Below are 18,668 nucleotides of genomic sequence, written 5' to 3' on the forward strand. Positions count from 1 at the left end.
CAGTGCGCGAAGCCACTGTTTCTGAAAGACGCTTCCCAGTTCATGAATCTGTTTCACGCCCTCGATCCGACGCACGTGACATACCTACTTGTCTTTGGAGCTGGAGCAGTAGGGGGACTACTCGGCCTCATGGCCTTCGGATTCCTGGGACGCCCGGCAGAGACCCGGCGGCGTGAGGCGGCCTCGGACGGACCGCAAGCGGCGCGGAATGCCCGCCTGGAGGCCCTCACCGAAACCATGCCCGGCGTGCCCTACGAATTTCGGGTCGGGCCGGACGGCGAGCAGTCCATTGCATTCATCGGAGACGGGGCCACCGAGCTTCTGGGGCTCGCCCCCGAGTCGGATGGGTTCTACGAACGATTTGTGGAGCACATTCCGGAGAGCCACCGGGGGGCGTTTCTTCGGTCGGTGGAGGAGGCGGTCACGACGCGTTCGCACTGGCGACACGAGGTTCCGTTTGATCGGCCCGATGGGGAGCGCATCTGGCTCCTCGGCTCCGCAGAACCGGATCCCCAGGAGAAAGGAGCGTTGTTTCGGGGACTTCTCCTCAACATCACGGAGCGGATCGAAGAGGAGCGTCGCCGCGAGCAAGTCATCCGACGTGTCACCGACGCGATCGTCGAGGTGGATGCCGAGTGGTGCTTCACGCTCGTCAATGACCAGGCCGAAGCGCTCTACGGAATGAAGGAAGAACACCTACTCGGGAGGACCCTCTGGGACGTATTTCCCCGGACGAAAGGGACCCGTTTCGAGGAGGAATACCGGCGGGTGATGCGGTCCCGTGAGCCCGTTCGGTTCGAAGAGCGCTTTGGGGGAATGGGCACATGGTTCGACATTCAGGTCTATCCAAATCCGGACGGGGGCCTGGCCTTCTACTTCGACGACGTCACGAAGCGGAAAGAACGGGAAGAACAGCTTCGGGAGCGGGAGGAATTGCTCCGGTCGATCACCGAAAACGTCTCGGAGGGCATCTACCGGTCGACTCCGGAGGAGGGAATCGTATACGCCAATTCCGCCTTCGTCGAGATGTTTGGGTACGAGAGTCGCGACGAGCTACGGGCGGCCGACCCGTCAACGTTCTACGCCGATCCCGCCGAACGGGAGGCGCTCTATCGACAGGAGGACGAGCAGGGCGGGCTCGACGGGGTCGAAGTGCAGTTCCAGCGGAACGACGGGTCGACATTCACGGGCCTGCTCAGTACTCAACAGGTCGATGCGCCGGACGGAAACCAGGTGTACAACGACGGTGCCGTCACCGACATCACCGAACGCAAGGGCCGAGAGCGACGGCTCGAACAGACCGAGACGCTGTTCCAGAACGCCCAGGACGCCCTTTTTCTCATCGACGTACGACAAAAAGACTCGGCGGCGTCATTCACGTACCGTCGAGTCAATCCCGTGTACGAGAGAAAATTTGGGTATACCGAAGAGGACGTTCGAGGGCGCTCTCCGGAAGAGGTGTTCGGGGCAGAAACCGCCGAATTTCTAGAAGAAAGGCTCCAGGCGTGCAAGCGTCGGCGCGAGCCGCTCGACTACGAGGAGAAGATTCCACTGGAGGAGGGGATGGCATACTTCAGAACCCGTCTTGCACCCGTGATCGTCGACGGGGAGGTGAAGCAGATCGTGGGAACCCCTCGCGACATCACCCAGCGCAAGCGGCGGGAGCAGATGCTCAAGAGTCGCCGGCGAAAAATTGAGGCGCTCTACCGGGCGACCAGCGGGCTCCTTTCCGTTGAGACCCGGGATGCCGTTCCGGGCCGCATCGCCGAGGTTTTGCAGGAGGTGTTCGACTTTCCGCTCCGGCACGTTGGCCTGGTTGAGGGCGAGATGCTCGTTCCCAAGGAGACGGTGGGGGAGGACCTCTCACGCATGCCGGAGCCGAAGGCCCAGCCCCTGAGCGAAGACCTCGTGGCGACCCGGGCGATTCAGGCGGGAGAGGCCGTCGTGGTCGAATCGACCGGCGGCCTGGAAAACGATCTTGACTACGGCACGCTCTCCACCCTGGCGGGCATACCGATCGGGGGGCACGGGGCGGTGGTCGTCGGGAAGGAGGCCGGCACCTTCGACGCGCTGGACCTGCGCCTTCTGGAGGTGCTCGGGGGCTATGGGACACTGGTGCTCGGCCGGCTCGAACGGGAAGAACGGCTCGTCCAGGCCCGCGAGGAGGCCGAGGAGGCCGCCCAGCTCAAGTCGGCAATGCTCGCCAACATGAGCCACGAGGTCCGCACCCCCCTCATGTCGATGATCGGGTCGGCGGACCTGCTCCGGGAAGACCTGGAGGAGGCGGGCCTGGAGGGGGAGCCCGCCGACATGGCCGAGCAAATCTTCCGGAGTGGGCAGCGCCTGCGGGAAACGCTCGACTCGGTGCTTGAGCTCTCCCGGCTTGAAAGCGGGGCCTACACCCTTGACGACGACTCCGCCTACCTGGACGTGGTCGTCCGGGAAGTGGCCCAGGAGCTGAACCTGAGGGCCCACGAGAAGGGGATTCAGCTGGAGGTCGGCAGCCCGGGGGCGTCGGTCGAGGCGGGGCTGGACGAGACGGCCGTGCGCCGGATTGTGAGGAACCTCGTCGAGAACGCCATCAAGTTCACGCCGGAGGGGGGCAAGGTGCAGGTGCGGGTCGAGCCCGAAGACGAGGAAACGGCCCTGCTGGCGGTCGAGGACACGGGCGTCGGGATCGCGGAGGAGGCCCGAGAGGACATCTTCGACGCGTTCAAGCAGGAGTCCGAGGGGCTGGGTCGGGAATACGAGGGGAGTGGGCTTGGCCTGTCGATTGTCGACCGGCTGACGACCATGCTAGGCGGGACCATTGAGGTCGAGAGCGAGAAGGGCACCGGGACCCGGTTTGCCGTACGGCTTCCCCGATAGGCCGGCGGCCCAAAGCGCGCCAAGATCTGTGTTGTGCACGTGCAGGCGTCGGGTGTGCGGACCCAGGGCACGGCCGATGCGCCCCGGCGGTTGGCGCCCCATACGCGTTCCGGAGAGCGCCCAAACGCTAGGATGTCACTTTGTGTTACATAAAAGTGAAGACGAGGTGCGCGCACATCTATCGTAGACTTTTTCGCCCCCAATGTGCTGTTTTTAAGTGCACAAATTAAGCTAAGTGCTACTCTAGCAGGCCGTTACTCAAGGCGTTTATTCTTATGGCTTCGGAGCATCCTACCGAAAATAGTCAGACGACCGAAGGGGCCGCAGGTGTCGAGCAGGATCTGGGGGCCGTCCTGACCGGACAGAACACGCCCTCCTTCATCGCACGCCTGGGCCGCGAGGCGGAGACGGCCCTCGGGTCTATTCTCGACCTGGCGGGGCGACTGCGGGACGCTTCCTCCGACATCGACGCGGTGACGACGAAAATCCAGGGGCGTGGCGAAACCCTTCGAAGAACCTTTCGGTCTCTGAGGCACCTTGCGCGTCTGTCCGACGAGGACGGCGCCCCCGATTCCGAAGAGGTCGATGCCGTTGCCCTGGCCCAAGAATGCCTCGATGAGCTCGATTCGGCCGCCCGCGGCACGGGACTCGAACTTGCTCTTGAGGCGCCGTCGTCCCCCGTCGAGATCACGACGAACGGGGCGACGCTGCGCCAGGCGCTGCGCCACCTTCTCGCAAATGCGATCACGTCCACCGCCCAGGGAGCGGTGACCCTTCGCGTCGACGAAGAGGACGCCGGGATCGCCTTTCGCGTCGAGAGCACCGGTACCGGGGGGCCTGGGGAGCCCGACGGGGATCTTTCGTCGCTGTTTGAGCCTTTTGGGCAGCGAGAGCCGGAACAGGGGGCATCGCCGAAAGGGCTCGGGCTCGGCCTGCCGCTCGCCAACGCCTTTTCCGATTATCTGGGGGGAGCCCTTGACGTTGAGAGCGGTCCCGAGGACAGACGGGGGGTTACGCTACGCGTGCCCCGTGACATTGTGGGGGCCACCCAGGAGGAAACCGACACGGGGGAGGACCGAGAAGCAATTCGTCTGCTGGTTGTGGAGGACAACGACGTCACCCGCCGGCTGCTCCGCCGAATGCTCGAGGACGCCTACCAGGTCGACATGGCCGAGGAGGCCGGGGAGGCGATCCAGCAGGCCGAAGAGGAGGCCTACGACGTGTTCATTCTGGACGTGAACCTGAAAGACCGCCGCACCGGTGTAGAGGTGCTTCAGGCAGTGCGCAGGATGGAGGGGTACGGGTCCACCCCTGCGGTCGCCTGCACGGCGTACGCCCTGGACGACCACCGCGAGCATTTTCTCCGGGCCGGATTCGACGACGTCGTGGCGAAGCCGGTCACCAAGCGCGAAATTCTCGATGTCGTCGATCAGCGGCTCGAAGAGCCTACTTCGTCGGAGGTGGAGGCCCCGGAAATATCATTGTCGGGGATTGAACTCCCCCCAATCCCGACCACACTCATCGAGGTCGCAAGTCTCGCGTCCAGCCCCGAGTCCCCCGACGTGGAGGCGCTCACGGAGGCGTTGCAGAAGGACGCGGTGGTGTCGCAGTGGCTCATTCGCCACATCAACTCGGCGTACTACAGCATGCGGGAGTCCATCGATACCGTCGAGCGGGCCGTGCGGTACCTCGGCTTTCAGCCGGTGTGCAACCTCATCCTGACGAAAGTGATTGGGGAGAGCTTTTCCGGTGCCGAGGAGCCGGAAGGGGAGCAGGTCCAGCAGTACATCATGAAAACCAGTGTGCTGGCGGCCTACGTGGCCCGCGAGCTGTCGAAGGAGATCGGCTTCGAGGAGCCCGGCGTGGCCTATACCGGCGGCATTTTTGCCCAAATCGGCCGGCTGGCCCTGCTCGAAGACGAGGGCGAGACCTACGTCGACCTTTGGTTTGAGGAGCAGGACCGGTCGGCGTCCTTTCGGGGCCCGCCCCCGCAGGGACAAGAGATTCTGCACTTCGAAGAGGACTACGTGCAGAACGGCCTTGCGGTGGGGAAGGCGTGCGGCGTCTCCGACAAATTGCAGGCTGTCCTCCGGGCCCACCACCGTCCCGCCCGGGCCCGTACGGCGTTCCGCCCGCTCGTCCCGCTCGTCGCGGTGGCCTTCAAGGTGGCCCACCACGCCGACGACCTCGAAGACGAGAATCCGTGGGACGGCGAGGAGGCCCTCGCCCGCGACCTTCAGGGGTTCCAGGTGACCCGTCACGTAGTCGAGGGGCAGCCCCTTTCCGAGCGGAAGCTGATCGCGCTGGTCGTGGACATCGTCGGGGATGCCATCGAGTTCGTCGACGAGGTTCTGGATGCGGCCTAGCCCCGCCCCCGGAGGCGTCTGCGCAGCCGCTTCTGATTGCCCGGCACGCCCCCACCTCCCTGCCTCAGGGGACAACGGGACGCACAGGCGATTAGGAGGGCCCGGCAGTGGCGGACCGGCGGGCACTGAGCTGTAGCACCAGCCGTCGCGTGCTGGTGAGGAGGTCGGACTCGAGGATGACGTTGCGGGCCGGAAGGCCCAACGCGCCGAGGCGGGCCGTTACGTCGGTGCCGTTGCTGTGCTGGGTCGTCACGGCGAGCAGATGCTCGGGGTCGATCTGGGCCTCGTCTACGAGCCAGCGCGTGATGCGGAGGGCCTGCGACGGGGCGGAGGGGTCGACGTGGAGGACGAGGTCGCGCACCTCTCCCATGCGGTCCCGACGGTCCTTCAGGGTAGCGGCGCTGCAGGAGCGAACGTCGAAGTGGGCAACCACCTTCTCGTCGTGCTCCAGGTAGCGGGCGAGGCCCTCCTGGGCCCGGGGCGTCTGCTCGACGACTAGGATGGGATGGCGGTCGGCACTGGGGCGCGGGGCGGGCGGGAACGTGTGGGCTACGGACTCCTCCAGCGCCACGTCGTAGAGAAAGTCCGCCACCTGGTCGGGGAAGGCCCCCTCGTCGGTGTTCCAGTCGGACTGAAACGGGTTCATGAGGCAGGTGCGGAGGAGGGTCAGCGACGCCCCGTTCTCCGCGGCCTCCTGCACCACGTCCGTGGGCAGCAGGTCCTCCAGGATGTGCGCGTAGCCGGCCACGTCGACCTCGGTGCGGGAGAGCAGGAAGGCGTACTGGTTGATGTCCTCCCGCCCGTCGACGGTCATCTGCTGCCAGATCCGGTTCGTGTAGTCGTTCAGGGAGGCGACGCTTTCGACGCCCGGGGCCGGGGCGATGACAAAGCAGAACGCGACCGTCTCCGGGTGGTGGAACGGGCGCAGGTTCAGCTCCCCCTCGGCGGCGGAAAAGCGCTCCGTCAGCGCCTCAAAGAGCTGCTGGTTGGCCCGGATGCAGTTTTCCATGAAGCGCCCGTGCCCGTCGGGCGTGAGGGGCACCATCGCCTGCGACAGGTAGCAGCTGACGGCCACGGCGCCGGGGCGGGAGCCCTCCAGCGTCCACTGCCCCAGGAAGCCGCCGAACCCGGACTGGTCCTCGTCGGCGAGGTACGGCGCCTTGTAGGCGATGGCGTCGCGGACGTGGTAGTCCCGGAAGAGAACGGCGCCCGCGGGGTAGGGCACGTAGCCGAACTTGTGAGGGTCGATCGTGATGGAGTCCGTCGCGGGGAGCGTCGCGAGGGCCTCCGCGTCGTCGGCGGGCAGGAGGCCGTCGGGGCCCGCGAGGTCGTCGTCGAGCTGGGCGGGCGGGACGAAGTTCCCGTCTTCCGTCTTCGGGAGAAGGGAGGCAAAGAAGCCCCCGAAGGCGGCGTCGCAGTGGTGCCAGAACGTGAGGCCGGCGTCGCCGACCTCCTGGCGCACGGCCTCAATCTCGTGCAGCGGGTCGATGGCGCCCTCCTCCGTGGTGCCCACGATGGAGACGACCCCAAGCACCGGCTGCCGGTTCTCGATGCACGCGTGGAGCCGCTCGCGCAGCGCGTCGGTGTCGAGGCGGATGCGGTCGTCCACGGGAACGGTCTCCAGCGCGTCGGCCCCGAGGCCCACCACGTCCATGTTTTTCTGCCAGCAGTAGTGGGTCGCCTGCGAGATGAACACCTTCGGCAGACGGGCCGGGTCGTCGGGAAATGCGCGGTTGTACTGGAGCAGAAACGAGGCGAGCCCGGCCCGCCGCACGCTGGGGAGCGCCTCCTGAAACGCCTGCGCCCGTGCCGGCGGCCCCTCCTGCAGGGTCGCCTTGATGCGCAGGTGCAGGTCGGTGATGGCGTCGATCGGGAGGTTGGAGAGGCGCCACGTGGACAGGGCGTCGAGGGCTGCGCGCTCGCCGGTGGCGGTCGTCACCTCCAGGTCGGCGAACGACGCTAACGCGTCGGTCTGGTGGGCGACGAGGCGGACGGCCAACGGGTAGAGCCGAATGTTGCGGGCGATCCAGAGCGTTTCCAGGTTTGCCACCGTCCCGCCGCTGCAGAGGTGCCCCCAGCTGTAGGCCGAGCGCCGCGCGTGGGCGTCGCGGGGCAGCGTCTCGGGAAGAAACGTGGGGTAGCCCACCATCTCGGCAAGGGCCTTGAAGTAGGCCCGCTCCTCCCGCACCGTCTCCGGGGACACCTCCGCCACCACGTTGTTTTGGTTGTAGAGGAGCCCGGCAAAGTAGCCCACGAAGGCGGGCAGCGACGGGTCGCTCACGATGTGGGCCACCTGCCGCGGCGAGTAGAGCGGGGCCGCGCGCTTCAACTCCGCCAAAATTTTTGAAAGCTCGTCCCGAAGCCGGGCCGACATGTCGTCGAACGCCTCGGTCCGCTTGTCCCGCTCATCGATCAGGCGGGGGTCCCGCGGGTGAAAGTTGCGGCGCCAGAAGACGTGGTCGCGGAGCACTTCGAGGAGCAGGCGCTCCAGCTCGTCGGCGTTCTCGCCCTTCGGGCCGAGAAAGGCGGCCTTGTGGAGTGCGTCAGAGGACGGGGGGGTGGACATGGCGGGCGGAAGTTGTTGGCGAGAAGCAGGAGTGAGCCCTACGGGACGGGGCAAGAATCTTTTCGGTGTGGCGGATTTTCACGGAGGGGGCGGGGGCTTGGCCGGCCCCTGGCCAACGAGATCGTGAATTCTTCGTCGCGGACGGGGGGGCACCCGTGCTGTGGAGCGGAACCCGGAGGGGGCTTGGGCGAATACCTGAAATCGACCGTGCCCTGTTCTATCCTGTGGCGTGCCGGCTGCCCAGTCGGCCTGCGTTCTGTCTGCCTCACCGACCCGGTCGCGCGCATGCCGACGACCCAAACCACCAAGATCAACCAGCTGCTGGACCCGGAGCACGTCCGCATCGGGCTGGCTGAGCCCTCGAAGACCGCGGTGATCGATGCGCTCGTCGACGTGCTCACCGGCCACGGGGCCATCAGTCGCCTCGACGACGTGCGGGCGGCGATCTTTGCGCGGGAGGAGAAGATGTCGACCGGGGTGGGGAAGGGACTCGGCCTCCCCCACGCCAAGACCCCGGCGGCCTCCAATACGGTCGCGGCCTTCGCGACCACCGACGAGCCGGTCGACTTCGGGGCGGTCGACGACGTGCCCGTGCAGATTCTCCTGCTGCTCGTGGGGCCGGAGGAGCACAAGTCGCAGCACGTCAAAATCCTGGGCCGCATCTCGCGGCTCGTAAGCCGGGAGCCGCTGCGGGAGCGCCTTCTGGACGCCGAGACGCCGGAGGCGGTGATCAAAACCCTCCGCGAGGGGGAGGCCGCGCTCCGGAGCTGAGGCCGGGGGCGGCGCGCAGTAGAGGGCGGGGACCCACTTCTCTGATCTTCTTGAGCGATTCCTGTTGCCAGTGAGCACTTCGTTCCAAAACATCAAGGGCACCTTCGACATCCTGCCGGACGCCTACACCGACGACGGGGGGACGCGGGTAGCCGCCAGTGCCGAGTGGCGCCACGTGGAGGCCACGGTCCGCGACGTGATGCGTCGCCACAACTTCGAGGAGATCCGGACGCCCGTGCTGGAGCCCACCGAGCTGGTGGCGCGCGGGGTGGGCGAGTCGACCGACATCGTGCAGAAGGAGATGTTCGCCTTCGAGCGGAGCGACACGCAGTACGTCCTGCGGCCCGAAATTACGGCGCCGGTCGTGCGCTCCTTCCTCCAGCACCACCTCGACCAGCGCGGCGGGGTGCAGAAGTTGTTTTACATCGGCCCGTGCTTCCGCGCCGAGCAGCCGCAGAAGGGGCGCTACCGGCAGTTTCACCAGTTCGGCATCGAGGTCCTGGGCGCGGATCAGCCCCGGGCCGATGCCGAAACCATCGCCGTGCTGATGGCCGTGTGCGAGGCGCTCGGCCTGTCCGACCTGCGCCTCCGCCTCAACACGCTCGGGACGCCGGAGCGCCGCGAGGAGTACGTCGCCGCCCTGCAGGACTACCTGGCGCCGCACGCCGACGAGCTGTCGGAGACGAGCCGCCGTCGCCTGGAGCAAAACCCGCTGCGCATCCTCGATACGAAGGTGGAGCACGAGCAGGCGCTCCTGCGCGACGCGCCCACGCTCATCGACTTTGTCAGCGACGAAAGTCTCGCCCACTACGATGAGGTCAAGAGGCTGCTCGGCGACCTGGGCGTTGAGTACGACGAAGACCCTCACCTCGTACGGGGACTGGATTACTACACCGAGACGACCTTCGAGCTCGAACACCCGGGCCTTGGGGCGCAGAGCGCACTCGCGGGTGGGGGGCGCTACGACCGGCTCGCGGAGGTGTTGGGCAGCGACGATCCGGTGCCCGCGGTCGGCTTCGCGGCGGGGATGGAGCGCCTTTTCCTCGCGCTCGATGCGGCGGAGGCGGACCGGCCCGGGGCGGACACGCCCGATGTTTTCATCGCGGCCCTCGGCGACGAGGCGGAGGCGTGGTGCTTCCGCACGGCCCAGGAGCTGCGCGCGGGGGGGCTCCACGTGGCCCACGACCTCATGGGCCGGTCGCTCAAGGCGCAGATGAAGGAGGCCAACCGGCAGAACGCCCCGTACGCGATGATCATTGGGGGCAACGAGTTGGAGGCCGGGGCCGCGACCGTCAAAGAGATGGAGAGTGGGGAGCAGGAGGACGTTCCGTTTGACGACCTGGTCGAGTACCTCACCAGTCCCGCCGAATCCGCTTAGCGGGGATCCGCACTGGGGAATGTTTGCTGACTGTCGACAATTGTCTCTCGTCTCAATGCCGAAGAAGGTGTGGGTGCTTTTTCTCTTGTGCGTGGGGCTGGTACTAGGGTGTCGGTCCCGCAGGCAGGCCATGAATGGGGAGGGGACGTCCGTGCGGGCCATGACCTACAACATTGAGGACGTGCGCACCGCCGACCTGCGCCGGACCGACCACCCCCGACTCCAGCGGGCGGCGGCGCGCATTCAGCACCTCGCCCCCGATGTGCTGCTCGTCAACGAGATGACCTACGACCAGCCGGGCGACCCCGGCTACCGGGCGGGCGACCCGGAAGGCCGCAACGCCCAGCGGTTCGTCCACCATTACCTCTCCACGCCGCAGGCCGACTCCCTCGACGGCCTCTCGTACCGGACGGTGATGCTCCCCGTCAATACGGGGCTGCACAGCGGGCTCGATCTCAACAATGACGGGCAGGTCGCGCCGGCCGTCCCGGAGATCCCCGGCGCGCCCGAGGACGGCAGCGTGCCCCCACAGACCGACGCGGGGCGCACCTACGGCAACGACGCATGGGGCTTCGGCACCTTTCCCGGGCAGTACGGCATGGCCCTCCTCGTCCGTGACGATTTGACGGTGCTCCGCGACTCGATCCGCACGTTTCGGCTCCTGCCGTGGCACGAGAAGCCGAACGCGTCGGTGCCCCTCGACACCACCTCGTTTGAGCCCTGGTACAGCCCGGCAGAGTGGGCCGCGGTGCGCCTCTCGTCCAAAAGCCACTGGGACGTGCCGGTGCGACTGCCCAACGGAGAGGTCCTGCACGTGTTGGCGAGCCACCCCACGCCGCCCGGGTTCGACGGGGTGGCCCGACGCAACAATCACCGCAACCACGACGAGGTGCAGTTCTGGAGCGACTACCTGAACCAGGCCGCCTACGTCGAGGACGATTCGGGACGGGGGGGCGGCCTGCACGACGACGCCCCGTTCCTCGTCATGGGGGACCTGAACGCCGATCCGGACGACGCGTCGATCTTCCGGAACGCCATCCGGCACCTGATCGGCCACGAGCGCGTCGACGGGGGCGTGGTGCCCGAGGCCTCGCCGGCGCGGCAGGCGGACTATCCGGACCTCGACCCCGACGACACGTCGCGCTGGGGGGCCCGCATCGACTACGTGCTGCCGGCCGCCACCGTGGCTGTCGACGACGCCGGGGTGTGGCGGCCCGCTCCCGCCCGCGTCCCCGACGTGCCCGTGAGCGACCACTTTCCGGTCTGGGTGGACGTGCGCGTCGGCCCGTAGACCGCGCCCCCTCACCGTCACGACAATTCCCAATCTTCTCTTCGTTGCTTGTTATGGAGTGGAGACAGGACACCGTCCGCCTCGCCCCGAAGCCCCGCGGGTTTCACCTCGTCACCGATCAGATCCTGGAGCGTGGACCCCGCCTGGACGACTTTCAGACGGGCCTCCTGCACGTCTTCATTCAGCACACCTCTGCCTCCCTCACGATTAACGAGAATGCCGCCCCGGCGGTGCGCGGCGACATGGAGCGTCACTTCAACGAGATGGTGCCCGAGAACCAGCCCTACTACCAGCACACCGTGGAGGGCCCCGACGACATGCCCGCCCACATCAAGGCGTCGCTGCTCGACACGAGCCTCTCCGTTCCCCTCCAGGATGGGCAGCCGGCCTTTGGCACCTGGCAGGGCATCTACCTGAACGAGCACCGCGACAACGGCGGCGCGCGCTCGGTGGTGGTGACGGCCTATGGGGAGACGGCGTAGTGCCGCAGAGGGCAGGTTAAGCGACCGACTTGGCCCGTGGCGCGATTCGTTCGGTGAGGCGTCGGGCCCGGGCGTAGAGGTTGTGCACGTGGGTGTAGGTGAAGCGGGCGCTCCGGCCCAACAGGTGAAGATTGTTGAAGTGGTCCAGGTACGTCTTCAGGCGGTTGGCTTTGTCGTGGGCACCGACCTCCAGGATGGGGTACGCGAAAGGGAGGGCCCGGTGGTCGACCGCGACGACATCTCCGTCCCCCTCGATGAAGCCCTGGGTTGCCAGCAGGTCCACCGCGCTGTTCCGAAGGGTGTCGTCCGACTGCTCCCACGCCTCGGTGTGCGGATGGCAGGGGCGTTCCAGGACGACGACGGTCTGGTCGTCGGGGGCCATGTGGGGGCTGCGGTTCTTCGGTTCGTAGAGGCGGGTGAACGGGACCGACCGTTCGGGAAAGTAGAGGGAGGCGTTTGCGGTAAGGCGGGGGCGGTCCAGCCCCAGCACCACGAGACGAAGGTGGCGAAACCGCATCGACTCGGCCACCGACCGCACCGCCTCGGGCGGCGGCGGGTCGAGCAGATGAAGCACGCGCGTCAGGGGCAGGGTGCTCACGATTGAGTCCACGCCGACGCGGGCATCGTCGTTGACCGTGACCTGACGGATCTCACGGTCGTCGTGCGACAGCCGGGTGATGCGGGCCCCGGTACGGATCCGGTCGCGGCCGATGGCGTCGGCGGTGGCCTCGGCGATCTGGCCGTAGCCGTGCTTGGGGTAGTAGAAGGAGCCGTCGAGGTGGCGCGCCTTCTGGGTTGGGCCGCCAAAGGCCTCAAGTAAAAACGTCTTGAGGTCGAGGCCCTCCAGGCGATCCCCCGCCACGCGGGGCGAGAGCGTGGTGGCGTCGGCGCCCCACAGCTTCTCGGTGTAGTTGAGCAGGAAGTGTCTGGCGAGGGTGGGGCCGTAGCTCTGCAGGGCCATCTCCTCGAAATGCTCGGCGTCTTCCGAGACGCGAGGAATGGACAGCTGCTCCCACGCGATTTGGGCGAGGAGGGAGGGCGAAAGTTTTTGCAGGAGGTCGTAAGGGGCAAGGGGAAAGTCGATGCGCCGCCCGCGCCAGCAGATTTGGCTGGGGGCGTCCACGCGGCGGAGGTCGTCGCCCAGGAGGGCCCGCACGTCGGCGGTCACCGCGTCGTTCTTGTCGTGGAAGCGGTGCGCGCCGGTGTCGTAGCGGAACGGGCCCATCTGGAGCGTCCGCGCGTTGCCGCCCACGGCGTCCGCGGCCTCGAAGAGGCGCACGTCGAGCCCCTGCTTCCGGGCGTAGAACCCGGTCGCGAGCCCGGCGGGGCCTGCCCCCAGTACGGTCAGAGGGGACTCCTGCGGGTCAATGGTCGTAGACATAAACGGTCACCTTGGGCCACATGCGATTGACGTGCGGGTTGTGGTAGAACGTGCGGGTGCGGGTCGGGGCCTCGTCGAGCAGCGGTGCGTAGGTGCCCACCACCAGGGTGCGTCCCGTTTCCGCCTCCCGCAGGCGGTGAACGTCGGACGAGTCTTCAATTGAGAAAAACCGGGCCCCCACCTGCTGGGTTCGGAGGTATGTGTTGACGAGCGGGACGGACGCGACGCGCGTCGGCCCGGAATCCGTCTGGGCCGTGGTCTCGACAAACGCCTTGGCCTGGGCGATGGCCGATGGGGTGCGGTGCTGGGCCACGAGCACGAGCGTGACCGCGGCGTAGGCCCCGGCGGCCGCCAGGATCCCCCCGCGGACGGGCCACGCGCGGGCCCGCCACAGGGCCGCTGCGCCCGCCGCCAGCACCGGGAGCAGCAGTGCCAAGAGGGGCAGCACGTGCCGGCTCTTGTGCACGACGTTCTGGAAGAAGAACATCCAGAGGGCGTAGGGGACGGCCCCGGCCGCAATCATCCGGGCATATCGGCCGTGGAGGGTCCCGGACCGCCACAGCCGCCAGGTCCCGGCCCCACCGGTTGCCGCCACCCCTGCCCCCACGAAAGCCGTGCTCCAGTGACGCCCCGGCCACCAGCCCCCGAGTCCATCGGCCCACAAGCCCTGCACGGTCCCGGCGAGGCGGCGCCCGAGGTCCGACTCCGTCTGCACCGTGCCGCCGAAGTCCGTGAAGTGACCGGTGGTCTGGCCCCACGCCACGTCGATCAGGGTCCACAGGCCTGTGTCTAGGACCATCGGCACGAGCCATACCCCCACGCCGGCCCCCCCCGCCGTGATGAGGCGGACCGGTCGGGCGGAGCGTGCCAGCACGAGCAGGACCGGAATCACCACGAGGGGCAGGTACGAGAGCCGCAGCCCGGCCAGCAGCCCGGCCAGGAGCACGCCCACGAGCGCAGCCCGTCGCCGCCCCGGCCCGTCGCCGTTCCACGCCCGCATCAGCATTGCCAGTGTCGCCACGGCCCACGCCGTGCCCAGGAGGTCGGGCATGTAGCGATTCCCCATCAGCCACAGCAGAGGATTCAGGGCGACGACCCCGGCCAGCGCGGTTCCCTCTACGGAGCGCAGCGGTCGGCCCCACAGGCGCAGGAGCGCCCAGACGAGGCCGAGGGTGGCAAGCCCGCCGACCAGCGCAAAGCTGGTGCTAAACGATCCGGTGGGCAGGTAGAACAGCTCCGCCGCGGCCCAGAAGAGAGGGTATCCCGGAAAGTGCGGCTGCAGCGCTGCGATGTCGTACTCGTCGGCCACGCTGAGGGCGAAGCGCAGGCTGTCCGGGTCCTCGATGTATGTGATCGTGGTGGCGAGGCGGCTGGCAATGCAGACCACGGCCAGCGCGCCCCACGCCATGCCGGGCGCCCTCCAGTACCGCCGGAGCATCCGGCGCCAGGGCGACGCATCGGCGGCGGTCACCGGCGAGGCTGTGTCGCGCGTGCTCACGAGGTCGAACGGACAAGTTGGGGAATCAGACACCGACGCCCCTCCCCCGCCGGGGCGGAAGAGGGGCGATCGGTCATGCATCACCGGGCACAACCCCGTGTGATCCGTATGGCGTGCAGACTACCAGGCCGCCACGTTGCTGTCGCTGAAGCCGTAGGCGTCCGCGAGGATCTGCGTCGCGTCTGCGAGATCGCTCTCGTAGTCCGACACCTCCAAATTTTCGTTATACGGCGGATCATTGCCGATGTCCTCAAGGATGTTGGTGAGCTGCGAATCGCTCAGCTCACTGTTGTAAAACTGGAGGCTCCAGGCAAAGGCTTTGGCTTCCCCCCAGGCGCCCTCGTCGATGTCTCCCTGCGCGACGGTTTTCCCATCGTCGAGGCCGCTCAGCGACCCCTCCATCGAGTTGATGTAGTGAATTACGTTGACCGCGACGACCTTCTCCCAGGCGTCGAGGGCCGTCTGAGCGTGACCAGAGGGATCCTCGCCGTTTTCGATGTCTTCGCGTCCTTCGACGAGCGCGTTAAACGCATCGCGAGCGAAGTCGGGAGACGGTCCGTCGGTGCTCGAGGCTGCGGCGGACCGCTCGATGGCGTACGCGGCCCAGGTGTACACGTACTCGCTCGTGAGGTCGACCGAGCCGTTGCCGTCAATGTCGCGCGACACGTTCCCGTCGGCCAGTCCCTCTTCCCCGTTTTCGTAGTCGAGGTATGGCTCAAGCGTGCGGGGGAAGCCGAAGTAGCCGAAGGCGGCGTCCCACTGCTCGGCCCGGTTCGAGGAGACATTCTCGTTGGCGAAGTTGCTCAAAATCGCGGCGCCCTGGCCGTAGAGGGGCGTGCCCAGTAGCATCTTCTCGGCGAACTGGCTCAGGACGATTCCATTGTCGGTCCGGGTAATGTTCTCCGACCCGGCTCGCTCGAAGTAGTACTTAAGCATCTGGTCCGTCGTGATCCGCGACCCGGGATTGGGGGAGTCTCCACTTTCCAGATTCTGGCTCAGGGAGAGGGGCGCATCGTCCGTCAGGGAAGAAATATCCACCCCGCTTGCGATGTCGCCGTAGGTACTCTGCTCGGCGGAAATGCCGGAGGTTGGGAGCGTCTTGCCGTTGATGGTGCCCGTGTACAGTTCGTCGAGCACGGTCTCGGAGTTGTTGGAGGCGTTTCCGACCCGGACGCCGAGGTCAAACGCCAGAAGATTCGTCACTGCCTCCGTTCCGTAGGTGTTGGACGGATACTCAAACGTAGCGGTCTCGTCGCCACCGCCTCCATTTGAGCCGGTGCTATCGCAGCCCGTGAGCACCAGCCCCAAGGCAAGGAGGGGAAGCAAGAATGCGGTCGTGTAGCGAGAAAGGGAACGTTGCATAGGAGTCGATGCGTTCATAAGAGTGTATCTGTGTGAAGAAGGCGCTCCGCCTCCCAGGATCAGGATCCGGGGGGCGGAGCATTTTTCTGTGTGGGGTTAGAAGTCGTACTGAATCGAGAGATTGACCTGGCGGCGGGCACCGGGGATGATGCCCGTACTCAGGTTGGCACTCGGCTGGCTGGGGTTGGAGTGCAGCCGCGAGCCGATGTACACGTTGTCCGTCACGTTCTTGGCGGTAAGCTGGATGCTGAGGGCGTCGGAGTACTCGTAAGTCGCTCCGGCGTCGATCACCGTATGGGCCGGCACGGGCCCCCGCTCGCCCCGGTTGTTGGTGGCCTCCAGGTTTTCGAGGTCGGTGTAGAAGCGGCCGGTGTAGCTGAGGTCGGTCGACAGGGTGAGTCCGATGTCCGAGAAGGCCTTCGACAGGCCCACCGTGGCGGTGTGACGGGGGGCTGCCGGCAGCTCGTTGCCGGTGATGTCTTCCGGCAGGCCGTCGATCGCGCTTGAAATGACGCCCTGCACGACCGACGACTGCAGGTAGGTATACGAGACGTCCAGCGTGGGGAGGGGGGCGGCAAAGAGCCCGCCTTTCACCCGGGTTCGGGCCTCCAGGCCGTAGCTCTCCACCACCCCCAGGTTTTGCTGGAAGCTCGTGCGGCCGCCCACCAGGTCCTCCACGTAGAGGTAGAAGCCGGTAACCTCGAACTGGCCGGCGTCGGAGCGGCCCCGCACGCCCAGCTCCGTGTTCCAGCTCTTCTCGGCCTTCAGGTCGAATCCGCCGTCGCCTGCGCCGGTGGCGCTGGGCGGATCGAAGCCCACGATGGCGAAGGTGGCGCTGGAGGGCGGCGTGTAGCCGCGGTGGACCCCGCCGAAGAGGCGGGCGTTGCCCGGCCCGAGCAGCGGGCCCAGGTCGGCGGTCCCCAGGTTCCAGTTAAAGCCGAGCCGGGGCAGGGGGACGACGCTCGTCTGGTCGCGGTACTGGCTGCCGTTGAGGCGGTTGATCTGAGATTGCTTGAAGGCCTCTAGCCGAAACCCCGGTGAGAGGCGGAGCGGGCCCCACTGCACATCCTCCAGCGCGTAGAGGGAGAGCGCCCGCGTCTCGTAGACCGAGCTGCCGCCGATGATCGTGACGGGGTCGGAATCGGACACGTCGCCCTGATAGAAAACGCCTTCCCGCACGCCCACCTCGTCGCTGATCTTGCGGTTGTCCTTGAAGCGTTCCCAGTGCAGGCGGCCGCCCACTTCCAGGTCCGCCTCCTGCCCGAGCAGGCTGTGCTGGATGCCCAGCGAGTGCTCGACGCCGGTAACGTAGAAGGTGCGCACGTTGCCGAAGTACGGCTTGTCATCCAGCGTGATGTTTTCCTGGGTTCTCACGTCGCTGATGCCGACCCGCATGAGCGGCCCCGGCTCGTTCGGGGCGACCGGCTCGGCGTCCCTGTCTGGGGCCTGGTAGGCCTCCGCGTCCACGAACACATCCTTCTCTCGCCACCACGGGCGGTGAAAGACGTTGGCGTAAAGCCGCGTGGTGCCCTGCACGGCGTCGCTGTAGCGGCGGTTGTAGATCGTTCCCAGCGACGCCCGATAGATCTGGTAGAGGTCGTCGTCCTTGGGGTTGAAATCCGGGTCGGTGCGGAAGGAGTACGGCGTGAGGCCGGTATAGGTGGCGTTCAGCCGCTCATAGTTGGCATTGGTCTTGACGTACAGCGATCGATTGGCGCCGAGGTCGGCCTGCAGCTTGGCGGTGCCGTTAAACTGGCGGAAGTCGTTGTGCTGTCGAAAGCCGCTTCCCCGCTTGAAGAGCAGCTGGACCTGCGGGCGCACGTCGTCGGTCCCAAAGCCGCCGACCTCCCCGAAGGCGCTGACATAGCCGTTCGTACCGGGGGTCAGTTCGACGGTGCCCCCCGGCGAGCGGCGCTGTGGGCGGCTGGTGACGTAGTTGATCACGCCGGCCATCGTCTGCGGGCCGTGCCGGATCGTGGAGCTGCCCTTGATGACCTCGATCTCCTCGATGCGCTCGATGGGCGGGTTGTAGTAGAGCGGCGAGAAGACGTACGGGGCGGGTTGGATGGGCATTCCGTCCTCCATGACGAGAACACGCTGGGTCCGGCGGGGCTGCAGGCCGCGGATGCCCACCGACATGCGGGTTTGCGACATGCCGTCGTCGGCCAGGCCGTAGACGCCGGGCACGTGCTTGAGGGCGGCCTGGGTGCCGATGGGGTCCATCTGGTCCAGGGCGGCGGCGTCCACCTTCGTGGCCGCCCCCGGAAGGGCCGTCCGGGTGCCGCGCGTGGCGCCGGTAATCTCGAGGCCTGACAGCTCTACGGTGGCGCTTGCCAGTTCTATGGTCAGGCGCGCCGCCTGGCCGGCCCGGACCTGGACCGTGCGCGTGGTCGTGACGTAGCCCACGTGGCGGACGTGCAGGGTCGTGCGCCCGGGCGGCAGGTTGGTGAGCACAAAGCGACCGTCCGCGTCGGTGACGGTGCCTTGGGGCCGGTTGCTCCCGTTGACCCCCACCGTTGCGTCGGCAAGCGCCCCCCCTGTTTCTGCGGCAACGACGCGCCCTTCTACACGGCCCGTCGGCCCGTCCTGACCTACCGCCAGCCCGTTATTTAGACCAAATACAAGAAAAGAGAGGGCGAGAACGTAGCCGACGCGCATACTGCGAGATCCAATTCTGTATCCGTGTGCGAGGCGCCCACCGCCGA

11 protein-coding genes are annotated in these 18,668 nt (G+C 67.0%); 6 read left to right on the top strand and 5 right to left on the bottom strand.

All coding sequences use genetic code 11. The annotated features are described in order from the left end of the window. The first annotated feature begins 42 nt into the window (after positions 1-42). Together SRU_RS04410 and SRU_RS04415 are read left to right on the top strand one after the other, a co-directional pair. Positions 43-2,868, top strand: coding sequence for a sensor histidine kinase (locus SRU_RS04410; protein ID WP_237701942.1), 2,826 nt, complete (start codon positions 43-45; stop codon positions 2,866-2,868). 275 nt (positions 2,869-3,143) lie between these two features. After that, complete coding sequence (locus SRU_RS04415) at positions 3,144-5,234, top strand: HDOD domain-containing protein (protein ID WP_011403600.1); 2,091 nt, start codon at positions 3,144-3,146, stop codon at positions 5,232-5,234. A gap of 91 nt (positions 5,235-5,325) precedes the next feature. On the opposite strand, the gene SRU_RS04420 is transcribed toward SRU_RS04415, so the two are convergent. Beyond that, entirely contained in the window at positions 5,326-7,800 is a 2,475-nt protein-coding gene (locus SRU_RS04420; protein WP_164923519.1) for a pyridoxal phosphate-dependent decarboxylase family protein, read from the bottom strand. 285 nt (positions 7,801-8,085) lie between these two features. On the opposite strand from SRU_RS04420, the gene SRU_RS04425 reads away from it, so the two are divergent. The 4 genes from SRU_RS04425 (at position 8,086) to SRU_RS04440 (ending at position 11,722) form a co-directional block, all read left to right on the top strand. After that, positions 8,086-8,571: a PTS sugar transporter subunit IIA gene (locus tag SRU_RS04425; protein ID WP_011403602.1), complete on the top strand. Its 486-nt coding sequence runs from the start codon at positions 8,086-8,088 to the stop codon at positions 8,569-8,571. A 70-nt stretch (positions 8,572-8,641) separates the two neighbouring features. After that, positions 8,642-9,949, top strand: a complete 1,308-nt coding sequence (gene hisS, locus SRU_RS04430) for a histidine--tRNA ligase (RefSeq protein WP_011403603.1) — start codon at positions 8,642-8,644, stop codon at positions 9,947-9,949. 160 nt (positions 9,950-10,109) lie between these two features. Beyond that, positions 10,110-11,240, top strand: a complete 1,131-nt coding sequence (locus SRU_RS04435; protein WP_237701944.1) for an endonuclease/exonuclease/phosphatase family protein — start codon at positions 10,110-10,112, stop codon at positions 11,238-11,240. A gap of 53 nt (positions 11,241-11,293) precedes the next feature. After that, complete coding sequence (locus SRU_RS04440) at positions 11,294-11,722, top strand: secondary thiamine-phosphate synthase enzyme YjbQ (protein WP_164923522.1); 429 nt, start codon at positions 11,294-11,296, stop codon at positions 11,720-11,722. A gap of 16 nt (positions 11,723-11,738) precedes the next feature. On the opposite strand, the gene SRU_RS04445 is transcribed toward SRU_RS04440, so the two are convergent. From SRU_RS04445 to SRU_RS04460, 4 genes are all read right to left on the bottom strand, one after another. Further along, a complete protein-coding gene (locus SRU_RS04445; RefSeq protein WP_011403605.1) occupies positions 11,739-13,103 on the bottom strand; it encodes a protoporphyrinogen/coproporphyrinogen oxidase in 1,365 nt (454 codons plus the stop codon). Then, complete coding sequence (locus tag SRU_RS04450; protein ID WP_237701946.1) at positions 13,087-14,601, bottom strand: hypothetical protein; 1,515 nt, start codon at positions 14,599-14,601, stop codon at positions 13,087-13,089. Before SRU_RS04450 ends, SRU_RS04445 begins: the two co-directional genes overlap by 17 nt. 120 nt (positions 14,602-14,721) lie before the next feature. Further along, complete coding sequence (locus SRU_RS04455) at positions 14,722-15,963, bottom strand: hypothetical protein (protein WP_164923523.1); 1,242 nt, start codon at positions 15,961-15,963, stop codon at positions 14,722-14,724. A 96-nt stretch (positions 15,964-16,059) separates the two neighbouring features. Beyond that, on the bottom strand, positions 16,060-18,621 hold the full coding sequence (locus SRU_RS04460; protein ID WP_011403608.1) for a TonB-dependent receptor: 2,562 nt from the start codon (positions 18,619-18,621) through the stop codon (positions 16,060-16,062). Positions 18,622-18,668 lie beyond the last annotated feature (47 nt).

The sequence above is a fragment of the Salinibacter ruber DSM 13855 genome, assembly GCF_000013045.1.
GTDB classification, from domain to species: Bacteria; Bacteroidota; Rhodothermia; order Rhodothermales; family Salinibacteraceae; genus Salinibacter; species Salinibacter ruber.

Coding starts and splice junctions, on each gene's coding strand:
- SRU_RS04455 (WP_164923523.1), bottom strand. CDS start 15,963: ATGCAACGTTCCCTTTCTCGCTACACGACCGCATTCTTGCTTCCCCTC.
- SRU_RS04460 (WP_011403608.1), bottom strand. CDS start 18,621: ATGCGCGTCGGCTACGTTCTCGCCCTCTCTTTTCTTGTATTTGGTCTA.
- SRU_RS04445 (WP_011403605.1), bottom strand. CDS start 13,103: ATGTCTACGACCATTGACCCGCAGGAGTCCCCTCTGACCGTACTGGGG.
- SRU_RS04435 (WP_237701944.1), top strand. CDS start 10,110: ATGACCTACAACATTGAGGACGTGCGCACCGCCGACCTGCGCCGGACC.
- SRU_RS04425 (WP_011403602.1), top strand. CDS start 8,086: ATGCCGACGACCCAAACCACCAAGATCAACCAGCTGCTGGACCCGGAG.
- SRU_RS04420 (WP_164923519.1), bottom strand. CDS start 7,800: ATGTCCACCCCCCCGTCCTCTGACGCACTCCACAAGGCCGCCTTTCTC.
- SRU_RS04440 (WP_164923522.1), top strand. CDS start 11,294: ATGGAGTGGAGACAGGACACCGTCCGCCTCGCCCCGAAGCCCCGCGGG.
- SRU_RS04415 (WP_011403600.1), top strand. CDS start 3,144: ATGGCTTCGGAGCATCCTACCGAAAATAGTCAGACGACCGAAGGGGCC.
- SRU_RS04410 (WP_237701942.1), top strand. CDS start 43: ATGAATCTGTTTCACGCCCTCGATCCGACGCACGTGACATACCTACTT.